Here is a 17649-nt window from a genome sequence, read left to right on the forward strand (position 1 = left end):
TGACTCATATCACTGATCCCTTTATTAGCAGCCCTTACTTTTGCCGAGCAAAATGAGAATCTATGTCCGCATTTATTAATGATTGGAAAATGGTGATACTAGCCTGCTTGTTCCTTGGGCTAGCACCTTTCTATCCTGAACCCCACTTGTTTGGCAAGCTTCGTTGGCTGGCCGGTGGTGCTAAAGGGATGGCAATGATGGACTGGTTTGATTTATTTTGGCATGGCTGGCCCTGGGTTTTACTCCTGCGTCTGGCTATTAAGTCTTTAAAACTAACAGCAAAATGAGTAATAAAAAATCTTTCAAAGAGCTGATCAATAGCGAGCAGCCAGTATTGGTCGATTTCTTTGCAGAATGGTGTGGACCTTGTAAAGCCATGGCCCCAATCCTCAAGGAAGTAGCCTCAGAGGCTGGCGAAAAAGCTAAAATTGTAAAGGTAGATATTGATAAAAACCAAGCTCTGGCCAACCAGCTAGGGATTCGGGGAGTACCTACTTTTATACTATTTCAGAATGGTGAAATGAAATGGCGTCAGTCCGGCATGCAATCCGCTACGGCCTTACTTCATGTGATTAACCAGGCAACTGTAGCCTAGTGAGATAAGGTGATGGCACAAATAAAAGTGCTAATTTGTATTTTTATGTAATTATTGGAGCTTGTCCATGAATTTTGGAACAAGCTCTTTGTTAAGACTAACTACTTTCCAATGATCGCATTTGTAATTTTTGCGTCCTCGATAGTGGACCTTATTCGGCAGCCTTGGCACTGGTCCATTTCAGGAGTAGCTATCGCGGCTATCCTGTTTTTGATGACCTGGATGGGGCGCAGTTTTGGTGTGTCTACAGCGTTCCGCAACTTCTGTACGATGGCAGGGGCAGGAAAACGCCATTCTTTTTTTGATATTGATCTAAAAGACGAAAACTGGCGCCTGGCATTTGTGCTGGGGGCTGTCCTTGGTGGTTTTATTGCGGTTTACTTTTTGGGAAGCCCAGAAGCAGTGGCTATTTCTGAAAGTACGCTTACTCACCTTAAAGAAGATTTTGGGATGGCTTATCCGCAAGGAGATGGCTTTTTACCGACGGACTTTTTCAATTTTACCAGTCCTAAAGGAATTATCCTATCCATTATCGGTGGCTTTCTAGTAGGTTTTGGTGCGCGTTATGGCCGGGGGTGTACCTCTGGGCACGCAATTACCGGACTTTCGCACCTTCAGCTTCCTTCATTGATTACCGTTATTGGCTTCTTCATCGGAGGCTTGTTAATGACTTGGGTAATTATGCCTTTGATCTTCTAAAGAAAAATAAAGATGAAACAATTCATATCCTTTTTTACGGTAGGAACGGTCTTTGGTATCATTATGACCAAATCGGAAGCCGTTTCTTGGTTTCGTATTCACGAAATGTTCCGCTTCGAAAGTTTTCATATGTATGGTATTATTGGTACTGCCGTAGTGCTGGGTGCCATTATCATTGCTTTGATGAAGCGTTTTAAGGTGAAAACCTGGCGAGACACTTTTGTGGGCTATATGCCCATGCAGTTGCATATTCCCCGGCATTTGCTGGCAGGTAGCATCTTTGGTTTAGGTTGGGCGCTTATGGGTGCTTGCCCAGGGCCAATGTTTGTACTGCTAGGTCAAGGTTTTGGCATCATGGCCCTGGTGATTCTTGGCGGCACCTTGGGTACTTACACTTATGGCGTTGTAAAAGACAAACTACCTCACTAAAAGATTTGCTCCGCTATTATGTATCATTTGCGTTTACTACTTATTCCTTTATTGTTTGCCGCAGTTTTAGGGAATACCCAGACCTCTGCAACCACCTTGCCAGCGCTTTGGGAACAAGTAAAAATAGAACCTTTGGCCGCTTTGCAAGTGTGGACCAGCTACACGATAGGAGAGGAAGTCTATCGACCTGATGAAGGTAAGTATGAAAAGGTAGACGACCGGCTCAATTTTCAACTTCGACGTTCCCGGTTTGGCTTAAAAGGAAAAGTTGGTGATCGCATCAAGTTTAATTTTACCTTGGCTGCTGATCTAGTAGGGCGCGACCTATTGGCAGCCACCGAGGGGGGCGCAAATAACGGTGGGTCTCCCCAGATACGTTTATGGAATGCTTTTGTACAATGGCGCTTAAGCCCACAAAGCGAGAAAGCCCATCTTGTAGCGGGTTATCAGGTACCCCAAATCGGTAGGGAGAGTATTACCTCTGCCTTGAGAAGTACTTCTATAGAAAAGGCTTGGGTGCAAAACTACCTGCGTAGACATTTGGTAGGTATTGGGCCGGGCCGCGCGCTAGGGGTCAATGTTGGAGGCTTGTTTTTAAAAGAAAAACTATCATGGGGTTATGATGTCGGGGTATTTAACCCAGCAATGAAAGCTTACGGTGGTAACTCGGTAGGTGATGTTTATTCACCGTTATTGACGGGTCGGCTGGTGGCTTACCTGGGAGACCCTGAATCAAAATCATATACACCAGGGCATAAGATCAATTATTTTGGCCAACGTCGAGGGCTGAGCTTGGCACTTGAGGGTGCGTGGCAAGCAAAGACAGATGTGTTTCAGGATAATCATGCCTACGGCTTTGATTTTTTAGGCAACTATGATGGTTGGAGTCTTGATGGCGAGTACTTGGTGCTAGGCCGTCGTGGTTATGAAGATATTTCGACCTCCGCACAAACGGCTTACCTGCGTCTAAGTTATACCTTTAAAATCGGCGAGTATTGGCTGGAACCCAGCGGTATGGTGACCCAGCTGTCAGGGCCACTCTCTACCGTTGATCAATCAACCGCTACTATCTTGTCGGCCTTTGCTGGCGAGGAAACCGTAGCAGATATTGGAGGTAATTTTTACTTTACATCTAATCTGAAGTTGAGCATGCACTATACTTTCAGTAAAGGAGATGCAGGCATGGCTGGAGCTGGAGCTGATGTGAACAATTATTTTTTCCAAAGCGGGGTAGGCCCTATCTTGCGAGGAGATTGGCTAGGCTTAGGTTTGGTCGCAATTATGTAGTTTAGCAAAAATTAAATAAAACCATGACCTTCGAAACCGGAGATATCAGTACAATTTTACATCAAAATTTTCCACAAATTGCGGAACGCGAATTGCAGGCCGAGGTTGCCGAAAATGGCCAGTTGATGCATTTTCGAGCAGGTGAAGTCATTATGGATTACGGCAGCTATATCAAAATGGTGCCACTGATTATCAAAGGAAGTATCCGAGTTACCAAAGAAGACGATCTGGATGGCAAGGAGATACTGCTTTATTTTCTGAGTGCAGGTGATACCTGTTCCATGTCTTTCAGCTGCTGCATGATGAATAAAAAAAGCATGATCCGGACCGAGGCCGTGGAAGATACCACGATGATTGGCATCCCCATCCGGTACGTAGATCAGTGGATGAGCAAATACCAAAGCTGGAAGAATTTTGTCATGCTGAGCTACGATAATCGCCTCATTGAACTGGTGAAAGTCATCGACAGTATTGCTTTCAATAACATGGATCAACGCTTGCAAGAATACCTGAATGCCCGCCAGGAAGCTACTGGTAATGCCTTGATTGAGGCCACTCACCAAGAGATTGCCAATGACCTCAATGCTTCCCGCGAAGCTATCTCCCGCCTGCTGAAAAAAATGGAAAACCTGGGGAAAGTAGAACTCGGGAGGAACCAGGTGAGGTTGTTGTAGCTGTCTTCGCTATTGCGTTCCTCTGATTAGTTAGGCATGTTTTAGGTTTTGGGAGCTTTAGTCCGCTTTTTTTTGTAAAATCAACTCCTTTTTACGATAGCTGATCCCAGTTAAGTGGCTGTTTATGAGGTAATACTTGCATTTCGATTGTGAGCTGACCTCCTGATTAGCAGGAGATCACACGACTCCTCTACAAACTTTCCCTGTGCAAAGTCAACTAAGGAACAGCACACTTTATTTTCTGCGCAATACTAAGTGATACACATCACCGATTTTTCCACAGCGTTTACCCACCTTTGCATTTGTAAAAAGTATAATTTCGATCCTTATGTCACTAAGTGCCTTTATTCCTTCTGTTTCCTGGCTAAAAAACTATTCTAAAGACCAATTGAAAGGGGACCTTTCTGCTGGCCTTACTGTAGGGGTTATGCTGATCCCACAGGGGATGGCCTACGCAATGATTGCAGGTTTGCCACCTATCTATGGCCTTTATGCCAGTACCTTGCCTCTCATTATTTATGCTTTACTGGGAACCTCTCGCCAGCTGGCTGTAGGGCCGGTAGCAATGGTGTCCTTACTGACGGCCGCCGGCATTGGGGTATTGGCAGAAGGAGGTACGGAAACTTACATCATGCTGGCGATCACGCTAGCCTTTTTGGTAGGGGTTATTCAGTTTCTACTGGGGGTATTCCGATTGGGCTTTTTGGTCAATTTTCTTTCCCATCCGGTGATTAGCGGGTTTACCTCGGCGGCAGCCTTAATTATTGGGCTTAGCCAACTTAAGCATTTGCTAGGCGTCAACCTCGACCGAAGCCACCATGTACACGAAATACTAATCCAGGCTGTTGAACAGATAGGAGCAATTAATTGGACCACCTTTGGTATCGGTATCGCGGGTATCGCCCTTATTATGGGCGTAAAAAAAATCAATAAGTCTATTCCTGGTCCTTTGTTGGCAGTGCTTTTTGGTATTCTGGCAGTATGGGGAATGGGGCTCGTTGATCATGGTGTGAAAATAGTAGGAACAGTTCCAGAAGGCTTACCTTCTTTTGGCTTACCTGATTTTAGCCTAGCTACTATTCAGTCATTACTCCCCATTGCACTAGCTATTTCTCTGGTAAGTTTTATGGAAAGTATTGCTGTGGCGAAGGCCATCCAAGCCAAGCATAAAAATTATAAAGTAGTACCTAATCAGGAACTCATCGCCCTGGGGCTGGCCAATGTGGGTGGTTCCTTCTTTCAGGCTTACCCGGTGACGGGCGGGTTTTCTCGTACTGCCGTTAATGATCAGGCGGGTGCAAAAACAGGTATGGCATCGATTATTAGTGCCATACTTATTATTACCACCTTGTTATTCCTGACACCACTTTTCTACTATTTGCCGAAAGCTATCCTGGCATCGGTGATCATGGTCGCTGTTTTTGGACTGATTGATGTCAAAGAAGCCGTACACCTTTGGCGAGCAGATCGCTCTGATTTTTGGATGTTGGTTATCACTTTTATTGCGACCTTAAGCCTGGGTATAGAGCAGGGAATCGGTGTGGGTGTTATCCTGTCATTAGCGATGATTATTTTTGAAACCACTCGCCCTCATATTGCCCAGCTGGGCAAGGTGCCGTCTACTCATTTTTATCGTAACCGAGAGCGTTTTGAGCAGGTAGAAATTCGCAAGGATTTACTGATCGTACGCTTTGATGCGCAACTCTATTTCGCTAACCTCAATGTTTTCCGCGAGCGGATCGATGAATGGATGGCTACCAAAGGTCCCGACTTGGATGCACTCATTATCAATGCCGAAAGCATCAATACCCTGGATAGTAGTGCGCTGCACCTTTTGGAAGACCTTTTGGAAGACCTGAAAGCCAGGAATTGTAAGCTATTATTCACCGGCGTAAAAGGCCCCGTCAGAGACGCACTCGTAAAGGGGCATTTGGTGGAAAAAATCGGTGCAGACAACTTCTTTATGAGTGTACAAGAGGCCGTAGATGCCCACGATGAACGCAAGACAACAGAAGGCGCAGGTAACGAATACCAAGAGTTTACTTTGCAGACCAATGTGTAATCGGCTTCAATGTCTAGTTTAAGGCTACTCCTCTTTAAACCAGCCTGCATATTTGAGGTAAGCATTAGAAATTCGATCAATCGTATCGCCAAATTGCTCCTGACTTAAGGCCTTAACCTTCTTGGCAGGCACTCCGGCGTAAATGTGGCCACTTTCGCAGCGGGTATTTTCCAATACCACAGCACCAGCGGCAATAAGGACGTGCTCTTCTACCACCGCATTGTCCATGACGATGGCTCCCATTCCGATCAGTACATTGTCATGGATGGTGCAACCGTGTACCAAGGCGCGGTGGCCAATACTTACATTGTTGCCAATAGTAGTCGCCGCCCGTTCAAAAGTGCCATGAATGACGGCTCCATCCTGGATGTTGACCTTGTTGCCAATGCGGATACTGTTCACATCGCCACGAACCACTGCCTGAAACCAGATACTACAGTCATCCCCCATAGTCAGGTCACCAATAAGGGTAGCATTCTCAGCCAAGAAGCAATTCTTCCCCCACTGAGGGGTAAAACCACGCACGCTTTTTATCAAAGCCATAAGTTTATTGTTTTGCTGCCCCCAAGATAGTAGAAAGATGCAAAGCTGGACTTTAGTTTAAGTCCAGCTTTGCTAAATTCGATAGGCTGTTAGTACTAAAAAAGCACTTACATGTCCTTATAATCCCTTAAATGGTTCAACGTTGAGCATATAGAAGGTAAACCTCAAATAGCTACCACCCATCCCCATCAACAATATCGCCAATGGTGCCGAGGATACTTCCCTCTCCTTTGCTTCCGCCTTTGCTGTAGGAACGAGAAGCCGCCATAATGCGGTCACTTAGTCGACTAAAGGGTAGGCTTTGCACCCACACAGTACCTGGACCTTGCAGGTGGGCATAAAAGAGGCCCTCTCCAGCGAAAAGGACATTGCGGATACCTTTGATCATCTCAATGTCGTAGTGTACATCGCGAGTGAATGCCACCAGACAACCCGTATCTACACGCAGTGATTGGCCTGCTTCTAGTCGGCGCTCAACCACATGGCCGCCAGCGTGAACAAAAGCCATTCCGTCGCCTTCCAGCTTTTGCATGATGAAACCTTCTCCACCAAAGAACCCGCGGCCCAGCTTTTTACTGAACTCAATACCCACGCTCACGCCCTTGGCCGCACAGAGGAAAGCATCTTTCTGGCAAATGATTTTTCCACCTCTTTCACTAAGATCCAATGGAATGATTTTGCCAGGATAAGGAGAGGCAAAGCTTACCGTTCGTTTCCCCATACCTTGGTGGGTAAATGCAGTCATGAAAAGGCTCTCGCCAGTGATAATCCGCTTGCCAGCACTCAGTACTTTGCCCCATAGGCCGCTGTTTTCTTCTTGGTGGCTGCCATCTCCGAAAAGGGTCGACAATTCAATATCATCATCCATCATCATGAAGCTGCCGCTTTCGGCTATGACCGTTTCATAAGGGTCTAACTCTACTTCTACAAATTGCATTTCTTCACCTAAAATGCGGTAGTCAATCTCGTGAGCGTTCATCTGGTGTTACAACTTTTGGTTCGTTACCAATATTACGGATTTTCGTCTCAATAGCCCAAGCATTGTTCTACGAAAAAGGGAGAGATTTCGACGAAGGTTTATCCTTTTTATGGGTCATGCCGTTATTGGCGTTGCCTTGCAAACGCCAATTCGGCACCGGGCTATCCAGTCACTACCGTTCCTTTCTATCCCTTGCCCTGCTCCTCCGTCCGCCGAGCTTCAGGCTATAGCCTTGCGCGCCGAACAGTGCTAGAGATTTGGGTCTGCTCAATCAAACAACACCAACTGACGACACCACCTGTCCGAGGTGCCCGAAGGACGGAGGAGGGCAGCCCTGACCAAAAGAGCTGATAGAGCCGTTTAGTACTAAAGTAACCCCTTATACGGCTCAAAAAAGCTAATGTGTCCTCCAGTGTCTTATGTGGTTCAAAACTAAATCAACCCCTTATTGGGTTCAAACCCTTACAGTACCCCCAACCCATCAAACCCCTTCCCAATCACCGATTTCGCATCCGCCGCCAGCCACTTATCCAAAACCGTAGCATATACTTGCCGGAAATCAACCTTGTACTTGAGGTCACCTTCCAGGAGGTCTTCCAGGTTGGGGCCTTCGTTGTAGAAACCGGGCTGGCGTAAATTTCCTCCCATCAGGAAGAGGTTGCTAGCCGCGCCGTGATCCGTACCTCGCGACCCGTTTTGCGCAACGCGCCGCCCAAATTCAGAGAAGGTCATCACAAGCGTATCCTGCCACAGATTATGCTGCTGCAATTCCTCAGCAAGAGCTTTCATGCCCTCTGCGTAAACGGAGAGCAAGCGTCCTTGTGGACCAGCTTGATTGGCGTGGGTGTCAAAACCACCCAAGCTAACGTAATAGATCTTAGTGTCAGACCCTGCCAAAATTAAATCTGCTACCTGGCGCAAATCGCGGCCAAAGGGCGTAGCCGGGAAGTTGGCGCGGGTACGTTTGCCTTCTGTTTTCTCCAGTAAGTACGCCGTGGAAGATTGTGTCTCAAGGAGTGTCTTGTACAAGTAAGCCACCTGTTCGTGCTCGTGATCATGCGCATCTTGCTGGGCGAGGTAGCGGAGCAAAGGGTTGCGATTTGTGCGCGCCATCTGTTGGATATCATTGAGTGCAAAACCTCTCTTGTCCACTCCTTTTAACGCCAGACTGAGGCCTTGACCAAATTCCAACGCATGGTGAGGAACATCGCAACCAGTGCATCGGCTATCGAGGTAGCGACCCAGCCAGCCGGTAGTAAGGTATTCGTTGCTATTGGCCGCTGTTTGCCAAATATCCATACTTCGGAAATGCGACCGATCGGGGTTGGGATAACCCACATTGTTGATGATACTGAGGTGACCTTGATCGTAGAGTGGCCGTAAATCTTCCAGAGAAGGGTTAAAGCCCAGTTCATCTGTCAGGTTCAGCACGTCCTGGCGAGCAATTGCAAGGTCAGGACGCAGCTCATAATATTTGTCGTTCCGATAAGGAATAACGGTGTTTAAGCCATCATTACCACCGGAAAGCTGTACCACGATGAGGATTTTGCCATTGGTGACCAGCGAAGGGCGTTGCAAAAAGGCAGGTGCAAAAAGAGCAGCCGAGGCTAGGCCTGTATTTTTGAGGAAGGTTCTCCTTTTCATTTTTTTAGCTTAATTGAAATTCGGGAGAGGAAAGAATAACGAGAAGCATCCGGCGTAGCCGTTCTTCACCGCTGGTGTCATCAATCAGCCCCGCCAGATCTTTGATGTTGATCCGAGCAGGGGTAGCGAGAAGGTAATCGCTAAGGCATTGGAAATCATTAGCAAGGTCATTGCCGTCAATGAGCGCCAGCAGTGGCTGTAGGTTTACTTCGGCATCCAGTTTCCGTGTTTGAGGATCAGAAAGAATCTCCAACTCGGGCAAATCCCGAAACTGAAGATCCAGCTCTCGTTTGGTCAATAACCCAGCCCCCAAGTTGAGGCGTAACATGAGGGTAGCATTGTCAATCCAACTACGGCCACCTGGCCAGCCTGCTACATTAGGAGGGTCGAAGAGCGACTGACCGAGCGCCCGCAGTAATCGCAATTGCGCTTCCGGGTTATTGAAGCTAATATCCAGACTACGCCGCAACACGCTAACGAGCACTACCGGCGACTTGATCTGCTGACTTTGGTATTCCTTGGCATAAAACCAGTCGGCAGTAAACATGCTGCGCAATAATGCGCCCGTATTGTAATCGCTGGCCAAATATTGCTCACTAAGGCTTTGAATAAGGTCCTCATCAGCAGGAGCGCTTACATAATAAGCCCAGAATTTGCGGACCAGAAAGGTCGCCGTAGCAGGTTGTTCCAAGATGATGTCGATAATATCGGCACCATCAAAGCGGCCGGTTTGGCCCATAAATGTTTTGGTGCCATAGTCGTGCTGCCCTGATCGGAATCGGAATTCCCCTTTGTAGGTACTTCCCCAACCCGTAAAAGCACGGGCGGCTTCTTTGATATCTTGCTCGGTGTAATTTCCGGGACCAATGGTGAAAAGTTCTAACAACTCCCGAGCGAAATTTTCGTTGGGGCTGTTTTTTTTGTTTTGCTGGTTGTTGAGGTAGCGAATCATAGCGGGGTCACGGGCTATCGCCAGGCAAAGATCACGGAAAGAGCCAAGTGCGTGTTCACGTAAGGTGTGGAGTTGACGGATAGCCAGGTGCCCAAAAACGGATCGACAAGCAAAGTGGTCGTGCCAAAATAGGGTGAGTCGTTCCAGGAGCGCACTCTCGTCGGGTGTGGCCATGCGGTCCAGCCATTCCAGGGTGTACTGTTGGGTAAGTAGTCGACCCGCTTTGCGGCGGTCTTCCGTCACCGTTTCGGCCAGGTCTTCAAAATCAATAACAGTGAGTGGGGTAGCGGCATCTGCCTCTTGGAAGAGATGGTCAACGGCCTGGGGTATGCTCAGCGACTTTTTTGTTTGCCACTCTAGCGGACTGAGCCCAAAGCCAGCACGTTGATAAAGGTGTTTAATACGTAGGGACATGAAGGATAATTTTGCGATTAGACGCGCTAGTGGGGCAATCGTTTATTTCAAGGTAACTGTTTAACGCAAGGTTGGCCTTTATCCATTGCTTCGGCTGAATGATATTCTTGCCACTAGTATCACACAAAATGTGTCCCTTTGGAGGGACCGATTCAAAGAATCGAGGGAGGGCGGCACTCACCGCAAGGGCGGCCTACCAACCGCGAAGACCTCCCACTTTGCTTGCGGTGCTATTGTGCGGCCCTCCTCCGTCCTTCGGACACCTCCTCCAAAGGAGGACACGTTGCGCTCCCCTTTAATTTGGCATTAACTTGGGCGGGTTTAGAACTAATACAACGCTGCGTTCGGCGTTGACTTTGCCTGCGTCGGAGGAGTGTACGCAAAATGCCGTTTTGCGTATTTATAAACCCAAAACCCCACTCCCTTCCTCCCTCGTTGCCATAAATAAAGCGGCTGTTTCTCCAATGGTGGTTTCCGCATCCCGGTAGGTCATTCCTAGCGTTTCTTCGGAGTGACGGCTGTCGTAGACGTAGTTTTGGTAGCTTGCCCGAACGGTTTCTGAGGTAAGCAAAGGAGTACTTCGGGTGAAAATGGTCCGGATTTTTTCTGCTATAGCCAGCAATTGTGCGCCCCATTTAGGTAAAGGCTTTTTAGGAGCCGGCACCCCGAGTGCAGTGGTCATCTGTGTCAACAATTCCCTATAACTAAGATTGGCACCATTGAGGAGAAAACGATCATTTTTTTCATCGCGTTTAAGGGTCAGTAAAATCGCTTCGGCCACATCCCTTACGTCTACAACGCCAGTGCTCCCTGTAGGGTAATAGGTGGGGCTTTGCTGAGCGTAAGCAAACATTTTTGCGGTACCTTCCGACCAGTGGCCTGCGCCAAGGATAATACTGGGGTAAACGGCGGCGACCGACATACCTTCTTCCTGCCCGCGCCAGACCTCTAGTTCTGCAAGGAATTTACTGCGGGAATAATTGGTCACTAGCCTTCCGTCCTCCCATTTGCTGCTTTCAGAAATAAGGTGCCCGTGATTGTTCCGTCCTAATGCGGCAACGGAACTCACATGAATCAGTCGCCTCACTTTTTGAAAAAGGGCAGCATCAACCAAATACTGGGTGCCTTTACGGTTTATAGTGAGTAACTTTTCTTTATCGCGTGGAGCAAAAGAAACCAGCGCTGCACAATGGATTATGGTGTCAATTCCCTCTAGCGCAGCCTCCAAGCTGAAGTAGTCTTCGAGTTCAGCTTCGTGCCAGGTTATTTTGTCAGCAGCAGCCCCCAAAAGGGTAAGCTGGCTGCCAGGTCGCCGCAAAGCATGAAGTTGAGTATAGCCTTGCTGGATGAGCAAACGGGCAGTATATGATCCTACAAAGCCGGTAGCACCGGTAATCAATATGGGGGTATGATAATCCAAGGTATTGTTCTACTGATGAGTAGGCCAAAGGTCGCTAAAATTTTATTCACCACCAGCCCCCGGTCGGTCATGATCTCTTGGTGCTGATTGAGGCATGAACCCTAATACGGCACGTAACCTTAGTTGCAAAAGGGAAAAGATACCCACCAGACTGACTACTCCATCGCCGTCTTGGTCGACCATCTCCTCCAAGCCTTCCCCTAGTTCAGGGTAATCCGAGAGGAGTTCTGCCATGGCATCGGCTTTTGAGAGGGAAGCCTCAACATCTTTAGGTTCGTTTGGTTTCATGAAAACAAGCGCTAAGCTATTGTGGGGTTGATTCCAGGATACCCGTAGGTTTCCCGTCAATGCTGGTTGTGTTTTTCTCTGCCCAATAGTTTTTGGTGCCTTCTGGCCCTTTGTCTTCGAAAGAGGTAAGGAGGCGACTGCGCTGTTCCACGAAATCGTAAAGCGGCACGGCATAGCCACAAGAGGTTTGGACACTCTCAATCTGGACATCGAAAATCTGGCGGGCGCCGGCAAGATCGGGGAAGTGAGCATAAAGTTCTTCCCACTCCGGATCGGCTGCATGGATCGTTTGGGCAGTGCCATATATCCGTAAAATGAGTGGATTGCCAGCAAAGGAGCAAAACATCAATGTCATGCGATTGACGCCAAGTAAATGTGCGGCTGTCTCATTGCCGCTACCGGTGAGGTTAAGCCATAGCAAACGATTAGGAGAAAGAACGCGGAGGCTGTCTAGTCCTTTGGGCGAAAGATTGACGCGGCCATCAATATCAGCGGTAGCAACAAAAAACAACTGCTGCTCTTTAATGAAATCTTGGAGACTGCTATTGAGCTTAGGAAGGATTTTAGACATGATAATTGTTTTTTAGTAAACGGCTTCTGCTATTCGGCGGATGATAGACGAATCGCCCATGGTATAATAATGGAGGCAGGGCACTCCCGCTGCTTTTAGCTCTTTGCTCTGTGCGGTACACCATTCTATGCCTACTTCTTGCCGGGCTTCAGGGGTATCTGCCAAGGTCATTGCTTTTACCAGGTCGTCGGGCATATCAATGTGGAATAAACGAGGGATGCTGTTGAGTTGGTATTTTTTTGTTAGCGGTTTAAGGCCGGGAACGATGGGAACATTGATCCCTATTGCTCGGCAAGCATCGACGTATTCGAAGTATTTTTTATTGTCGAAAAACATTTGAGTAACGATGTAATTAGCTCCTGCGTCGATTTTAGCTTTGGTATACGCTAAGTCGAGCTCCAAATTGGGCGACTCGAAGTGTTTCTCCGGGTAACCAGCAATGCCAATACAGAAGTTGGTAGCAGCACCGTTGTCGATATTTGCGTCGAGATATTTGCCGGTATTCATATCTGTAACCTGCTTGATGAGGTCCAGGGCAAATTCATGACCACCTTCTTCGGGGATGAACTTTCCTTCGAATTTACGCGCATCACCACGTAAGGCGAGCACATTGTCGACATTAAGAAAGTTGAGGTCGATGAGTGCATTCTCTGTGTCTTCGGTCGTAAAACCACCGCAAATAAGGTGAGGGACGGCATCTACACCATAGCGGTGCATGATGGATGCACAGATGCCAACGGTGCCCGGGCGTTTACGGATGGCTGTTTTTTCGTAGTAACCGCTCTTTCTTTTTTTGTAAATATATTCCTCCCGGTGGTAAGTAACATCAATGAAAGGAGGCTTAAACTCCATCAGGGGATCAAGTGCGGCAAAGATGTCTTGCATACGTCCTCCCTTAAGAGGAGGCAGCACCTCGAAGGAGATCAGCGTTTGATCTTTAGCTTGCTCGAAGTATTCCGTGACTTTCATATCATTTTTTGGGTGTGTGGGCAAAACTACGGATAAAATTGGGGCGATGTAATACCATCAATATGGAACGTAGTCAGCTTTTTGTCAGGAATTACGAAGAGCAAGGAAGCATTTCTTCAAAGAAGTACTTTTTTGTGACAAAGACCTTGATGCTACGTCTAAACATTAACATAGCTATTGCGAACATTAAGTAGGCTTGTGATAGTTTAAGAAAAAGTTAATGTGCTTGTAAATGCGGCAGATATCGAAGTTTTAATGAAAATCCTACGATATTTGCCATGACAAACACAATACTTTCCCCGTCTTTGACGTAAATGAACCGATTACTTTAAATCAATAATAAAAAGTCGATTTCGACTTACTTTTTTATACAAACCAATTAACAGAATGAAAAACTTTGTGCTAAAGCTAACTGGATTAGGACTTGTAATGGTCGCTTTATTTTTCACTGCTTGTGGAGAAGACCCTATCGTAGTAGATCCACTAGGCCCTGAAATCAGCTTTGTTGCTGATCCTGGCTTCTTGAATGCTGATAGTGAGGTAATACTGGGTGAAACTTTCTCTGTGAAAATCCGCATGAGCAAAGGAGATGCGCAGTTGGGTAACCTACTTATTGAAGAAGGAACCAGCAAACTTGCTACTAGTCGCATCACCATCGACGGTGGTGCAGTTACTACTCAAAACGCTCTTGTGCTTTTCGGGACAGACAAGGATGGAGTGACTTACAGTATTGATATCACACCAAGTGGTACGGAAGCCGTTGGCGATTTCACAACCTACACCTTTACTGTTACTGATGACAGTGGTGAAACGGACGCTGTTGACATCGTAATCGAAACGACAGAAGAGCCAGGTACCCCTCTTTCTGAAACACTTACGGGAGTATTGTTGAACCAGGCTGGCCCTGCTGGCACCGGTGGTTTGAAACTTGCTGATGGTACGGGTACAGGTTCTGCAGATGCTATCGCAGAAATTCGTGACTTAGGTATCGACTGTACTGTTGTTCTTCCTGCTGAAAACTGGCGTGCTCAATTTGGTACCGTTAATGGTGCTAATATGGTGAAGGTTGATGTATCTCAGCTCGAAAACTTCAGTTTCGATGATGTTACGAAGAAAGAAGTTATTACTGATATCTATACAGACAATAGCATTGCACTTACAGATGGTGTAAGCCAAAGTCCTACTTGTGTTGAAACAGCAGTTACTGACGTTTCAGGAGATGTAGCAGTTGGTGACTTGTTCGTTGTTTTTGCTAACAATAACTACTACCTGATCCGTGTTGATGAAATTAACTACGTAGGAAGTAGTAATGGGGATAACTTTGTATTCTCTATCAAGTACTAAGATTGGTTTTTAATCTTTAGATAAAAGGAAGCAGTATTATGCTGATTCCGGGCAGGGCCGAAAATTTCCAATGGGAGGTTTTCGGCCTTTGTTTTTAGATTTTGAAACAGAATTTATGGAGGGGTGCGACACTCTCTGGGGTCGGATAGTCTTGGATGCTTTTGATGTTACAAATATTTGACCTCTGCCGAGGTCATTTTCGGGCCGTTTGGGTATCTACCCTGTGCTGCTGCGAAACTTGTAGAGGAATTATCCAATTTCTCTTATCTTCGAAATTCTCCTAAGGAACGGCACGAAAATAAAAACCGATTTGGCTACGCCGCTACTTCGTGGTCGCTTCGCGTCTACTACGTGGTTGTTTTTTACAATAGTTGAATAAGCGCTTCATTTCAAGCGTTTTAACTATTTGGAAAACTTAGGGAAAATCTCAGTTTGTTTTCTGCGCAATACTAACGCCTCTGTACATGCCCGAAATTACCGAAATTTTCTACCCCCATCAACGCGCTGATTGGCGCAATTGGTTGCAGGAACATCACCAGACCAAGACGGAAATATGGCTGCGGATGTTCCGTAAGGACACGGGTAAACCCTCGCTGCCCTATGATGACCTCGTAGAGGAATGCCTCTGCTTTGGCTGGATTGATGGTGTAGTAAAAAAACTGGATGAAGAAAGCCGAGTACAGCGAATTACGCCTCGTCGAGTGAAGAAAAGTTTCTTATCGGAGCTGAATCGCCAGCGGTTTTGGAAACTACAGCATTTGGGTTTGATGACGCCGGCGGGCATGGCCCCTGCTATCGTTGATCAGATAGGGAGCCCTGATGATCCTTTTGAAATACCGGAGTGGGTGGCTGCTCAGCTGCAAGAAGAGGAAGAGGTGTGGGAGAATTTCCAAAACTTCCCTCATTTCTATCAGCGACTCAAAGTAGGGTGGGTGATGGAGGCTGGCCCTTCCCGCAAGGAGGTCTCTCAGCAGCGCTTGGACTACTTGATTAAGATGACCGCGAGGGGAAAGCAGTACGGAACGCAACCACTGGCGGGGATAATGGACGATATTTCACCGATTGTCCGTAAGGATAGTTAACTTTGAAGCTGCAAGATTTAGCCAAATAATACCAAAATAAATGAATAAAGTTGTTGCGAATGCACAAGCAGCTATCAGCGGAATATCCAATGGGATGACGATCATGCTGGGGGGCTTTGGCTTGTGTGGAATACCAGAAAATTGCATTGCTGCGCTGGTGGAAGCAGGGGTTTCTGACCTGACTTGTATATCTAACAATGCTGGTGTGGATGATTTTGGATTGGGCCTACTATTGCAGAAGAAGCAAATCCGAAAGATGATTTCTTCTTATGTAGGAGAGAATGATGAGTTTGAGCGCCAGATGCTCAGTGGAGAACTAGAGGTGGACCTTATCCCTCAAGGTTCGCTGGCCGCTCGCTGCCAAGCTGGCGGTGCTGGAGTACCTGCCTTTTTTACGCCGGCGGGTTATGGCACGGAAGTGGCCATAGGCAAAGAAGTCCGCTACTTTAATGGTAAACCTCACATTTTGGAAGATGCCCTGACGGCAGAGTTTGCGATAGTGAAAGCCTGGAAAGGAGACCGCTTTGGTAACCTGATCTACAAAGGCACGGCACGAAACTTTAATCCAGTGATGGCGATGGCTGGTAAGGTCACGATTGCGGAGGTCGAAGAGCTGGTAGAGCCCGGAGAGCTTGATCCCAACTTTGTGCATACCCCAGGGGTATTTGTACAGCGTATTTTTCAAGGAGAGAAATACGAGAAACGAATTGAGCAACGGACGGTGCGGAGCCGGGGAAATTAAAAAAGAAATCGATGTTAGATAAAACAGGAATTGCGAAACGGATTGCACAAGAATTACAGGACGGCTGGTATGTGAATCTGGGGATTGGTATACCGACCTTGATTGCGAACTACGTGCCAGAAGGCCTGAATGTCGTTTTTCAATCAGAGAACGGGATTATGGGTATGGGCCCTTTTCCTTATGAAGGAGAGGAAGATGCGGATATGATCAACGCGGGTAAGCAAACGATAACGGCTATGCCCGGAGCAGCTATTTTTGATTCTGCTACCAGTTTTGCAATGATTCGCGGGCAGCACATTCAGCTGACGGTGCTGGGGGCGATGGAGGTTGCCGATAATGGTGACATTGCCAACTGGAAAATACCCGGCAAGATGGTAAAAGGCATGGGTGGTGCGATGGATTTGGTGGCATCGGCCGAGAACATTATCGTAGCGATGATGCATACCAATCGGAAAGGAGCATCGAAGCTATTGCGCCAATGTACGCTACCCCTGACCGGTGTGCAATGTGTGAAGAAAATAGTGACCAATTTGGCTGTGTTGGATGTGACACCAAATGGCTTTAAGCTGATTGAACGTGCGCCGGGGGTGTCGGTAGAAGAGATACAAGCGGCAACCGAAGGGCGGTTGATTGTAGAAGGTGAGGTGCCGGAGATGGTGCTTTAGGGTGATTCTCACCCGTACTAGGTACTGGGTACAAGGTATTTGATAGCCCAAGGCTCATCTTAGTCTCCGGACTAAGATGTTATGTTTGGCTGGTCTCCTGACCAGCTAGCGGAACACGAGATGCTGGTCGGGAGACCAGCGGGATATATGATGTTAGTTTGGGAACTAACATGCGCGACGTTACTGCGAGGTTTGGAAGCGTCTAATTTCACACTTACCATCCACCTCGCATGCGCTAAGGATGGTAACAGGCCCCGCAGGGGAGACCCGGTGCAGCCGGTGCCGAACAA

Annotated in this window: 19 protein-coding genes; 11 read left to right on the forward strand and 8 right to left on the reverse strand. The window is 47.3% G+C overall.

The features are described 5' to 3' along the window. Positions 1 to 62: 62 nt before the first annotated feature. The 7 genes from A3EU_RS0122185 to A3EU_RS0122215 all read left to right on the forward strand — a co-directional run bounded on the left by A3EU_RS0122185 (position 63) and on the right by A3EU_RS0122215 (position 5746). The gene (locus tag A3EU_RS0122185) at positions 63 to 287 is read left to right on the forward strand and encodes a hypothetical protein (protein ID WP_020538404.1); all 225 of its coding nucleotides are present in this window, start codon (positions 63 to 65) and stop codon (positions 285 to 287) included. After that, on the forward strand, positions 284 to 595 hold the full coding sequence (trxA, locus tag A3EU_RS0122190; RefSeq protein WP_020538405.1) for a thioredoxin: 312 nt from the start codon (positions 284 to 286) through the stop codon (positions 593 to 595). The genes A3EU_RS0122185 and trxA overlap by 4 nt, the downstream gene beginning before the upstream one ends. Positions 596 to 706: 111 nt before the next feature. Then, the gene (locus tag A3EU_RS0122195; RefSeq protein ID WP_044086328.1) at positions 707 to 1294 is read left to right on the forward strand and encodes a YeeE/YedE family protein; all 588 of its coding nucleotides are present in this window, start codon (positions 707 to 709) and stop codon (positions 1292 to 1294) included. 12 nt (positions 1295 to 1306) lie between these two features. Further along, a complete protein-coding gene (locus A3EU_RS0122200) occupies positions 1307 to 1723 on the forward strand; it encodes a YeeE/YedE family protein (RefSeq protein WP_020538407.1) in 417 nt (138 codons plus the stop codon). 18 nt (positions 1724 to 1741) lie between these two features. Further along, positions 1742 to 3010: a porin gene (locus tag A3EU_RS33200; protein WP_020538408.1), complete on the forward strand. Its 1269-nt coding sequence runs from the start codon at positions 1742 to 1744 to the stop codon at positions 3008 to 3010. A 23-nt stretch (positions 3011 to 3033) separates the two neighbouring features. Continuing rightward, complete coding sequence (locus A3EU_RS0122210) at positions 3034 to 3684, forward strand: Crp/Fnr family transcriptional regulator (RefSeq protein WP_020538409.1); 651 nt, start codon at positions 3034 to 3036, stop codon at positions 3682 to 3684. A gap of 328 nt (positions 3685 to 4012) precedes the next feature. Continuing rightward, positions 4013 to 5746, forward strand: a complete 1734-nt coding sequence (locus tag A3EU_RS0122215) for a SulP family inorganic anion transporter (RefSeq protein WP_020538410.1) — start codon at positions 4013 to 4015, stop codon at positions 5744 to 5746. A 24-nt stretch (positions 5747 to 5770) separates the two neighbouring features. Here the strand turns inward: A3EU_RS0122215 and A3EU_RS0122220 are convergent, their stop codons facing one another. The 8 genes from A3EU_RS0122220 to A3EU_RS0122255 all read right to left on the reverse strand — a co-directional run bounded on the left by A3EU_RS0122220 (position 5771) and on the right by A3EU_RS0122255 (position 13526). Then, on the reverse strand, positions 5771 to 6289 hold the full coding sequence (locus A3EU_RS0122220) for a gamma carbonic anhydrase family protein (RefSeq protein ID WP_020538411.1): 519 nt from the start codon (positions 6287 to 6289) through the stop codon (positions 5771 to 5773). A gap of 172 nt (positions 6290 to 6461) precedes the next feature. Beyond that, positions 6462 to 7268, reverse strand: coding sequence for a TIGR00266 family protein (locus A3EU_RS0122225; RefSeq protein WP_020538412.1), 807 nt, complete (start codon positions 7266 to 7268; stop codon positions 6462 to 6464). A 462-nt stretch (positions 7269 to 7730) separates the two neighbouring features. Beyond that, entirely contained in the window at positions 7731 to 8912 is a 1182-nt protein-coding gene (locus A3EU_RS0122230; protein WP_020538413.1) for a DUF1501 domain-containing protein, read from the reverse strand. A gap of 4 nt (positions 8913 to 8916) precedes the next feature. Beyond that, positions 8917 to 10278 (reverse strand): DUF1800 domain-containing protein, encoded by a 1362-nt coding sequence (locus tag A3EU_RS0122235; protein ID WP_020538414.1) that lies wholly within the window; start codon positions 10276 to 10278, stop codon positions 8917 to 8919. A 400-nt stretch (positions 10279 to 10678) separates the two neighbouring features. After that, on the reverse strand, positions 10679 to 11698 hold the full coding sequence (locus A3EU_RS31425; RefSeq protein ID WP_020538415.1) for an NAD-dependent epimerase/dehydratase family protein: 1020 nt from the start codon (positions 11696 to 11698) through the stop codon (positions 10679 to 10681). Between the two features lie 42 nt (positions 11699 to 11740). Next, the gene (locus tag A3EU_RS0122245; protein ID WP_020538416.1) at positions 11741 to 11986 is read right to left on the reverse strand and encodes a hypothetical protein; all 246 of its coding nucleotides are present in this window, start codon (positions 11984 to 11986) and stop codon (positions 11741 to 11743) included. 16 nt (positions 11987 to 12002) lie between these two features. Further along, complete coding sequence (locus tag A3EU_RS0122250) at positions 12003 to 12557, reverse strand: pyridoxamine 5'-phosphate oxidase family protein (RefSeq protein ID WP_020538417.1); 555 nt, start codon at positions 12555 to 12557, stop codon at positions 12003 to 12005. A gap of 12 nt (positions 12558 to 12569) precedes the next feature. Then, complete coding sequence (locus A3EU_RS0122255; protein ID WP_020538418.1) at positions 12570 to 13526, reverse strand: methylenetetrahydrofolate reductase; 957 nt, start codon at positions 13524 to 13526, stop codon at positions 12570 to 12572. Between the two features lie 387 nt (positions 13527 to 13913). On the opposite strand from A3EU_RS0122255, the gene A3EU_RS0122265 reads away from it, so the two are divergent. From A3EU_RS0122265 to A3EU_RS0122285, 4 genes are all read left to right on the forward strand, one after another. Continuing rightward, entirely contained in the window at positions 13914 to 14870 is a 957-nt protein-coding gene (locus A3EU_RS0122265; protein WP_020538420.1) for a hypothetical protein, read from the forward strand. A gap of 464 nt (positions 14871 to 15334) precedes the next feature. Then, a complete protein-coding gene (locus tag A3EU_RS0122275) occupies positions 15335 to 15952 on the forward strand; it encodes a YdeI/OmpD-associated family protein (protein WP_020538422.1) in 618 nt (205 codons plus the stop codon). A gap of 40 nt (positions 15953 to 15992) precedes the next feature. Then, the gene (locus A3EU_RS0122280) at positions 15993 to 16694 is read left to right on the forward strand and encodes a CoA transferase subunit A (protein WP_020538423.1); all 702 of its coding nucleotides are present in this window, start codon (positions 15993 to 15995) and stop codon (positions 16692 to 16694) included. Positions 16695 to 16705: 11 nt separating this feature from the next. Continuing rightward, complete coding sequence (locus A3EU_RS0122285) at positions 16706 to 17359, forward strand: CoA transferase subunit B (protein WP_020538424.1); 654 nt, start codon at positions 16706 to 16708, stop codon at positions 17357 to 17359. Positions 17360 to 17649 lie beyond the last annotated feature (290 nt).

The organism is Lewinella cohaerens DSM 23179, assembly GCF_000379805.1.
Lineage (GTDB): Bacteria > Bacteroidota > Bacteroidia > Chitinophagales > Saprospiraceae > Lewinella > Lewinella cohaerens.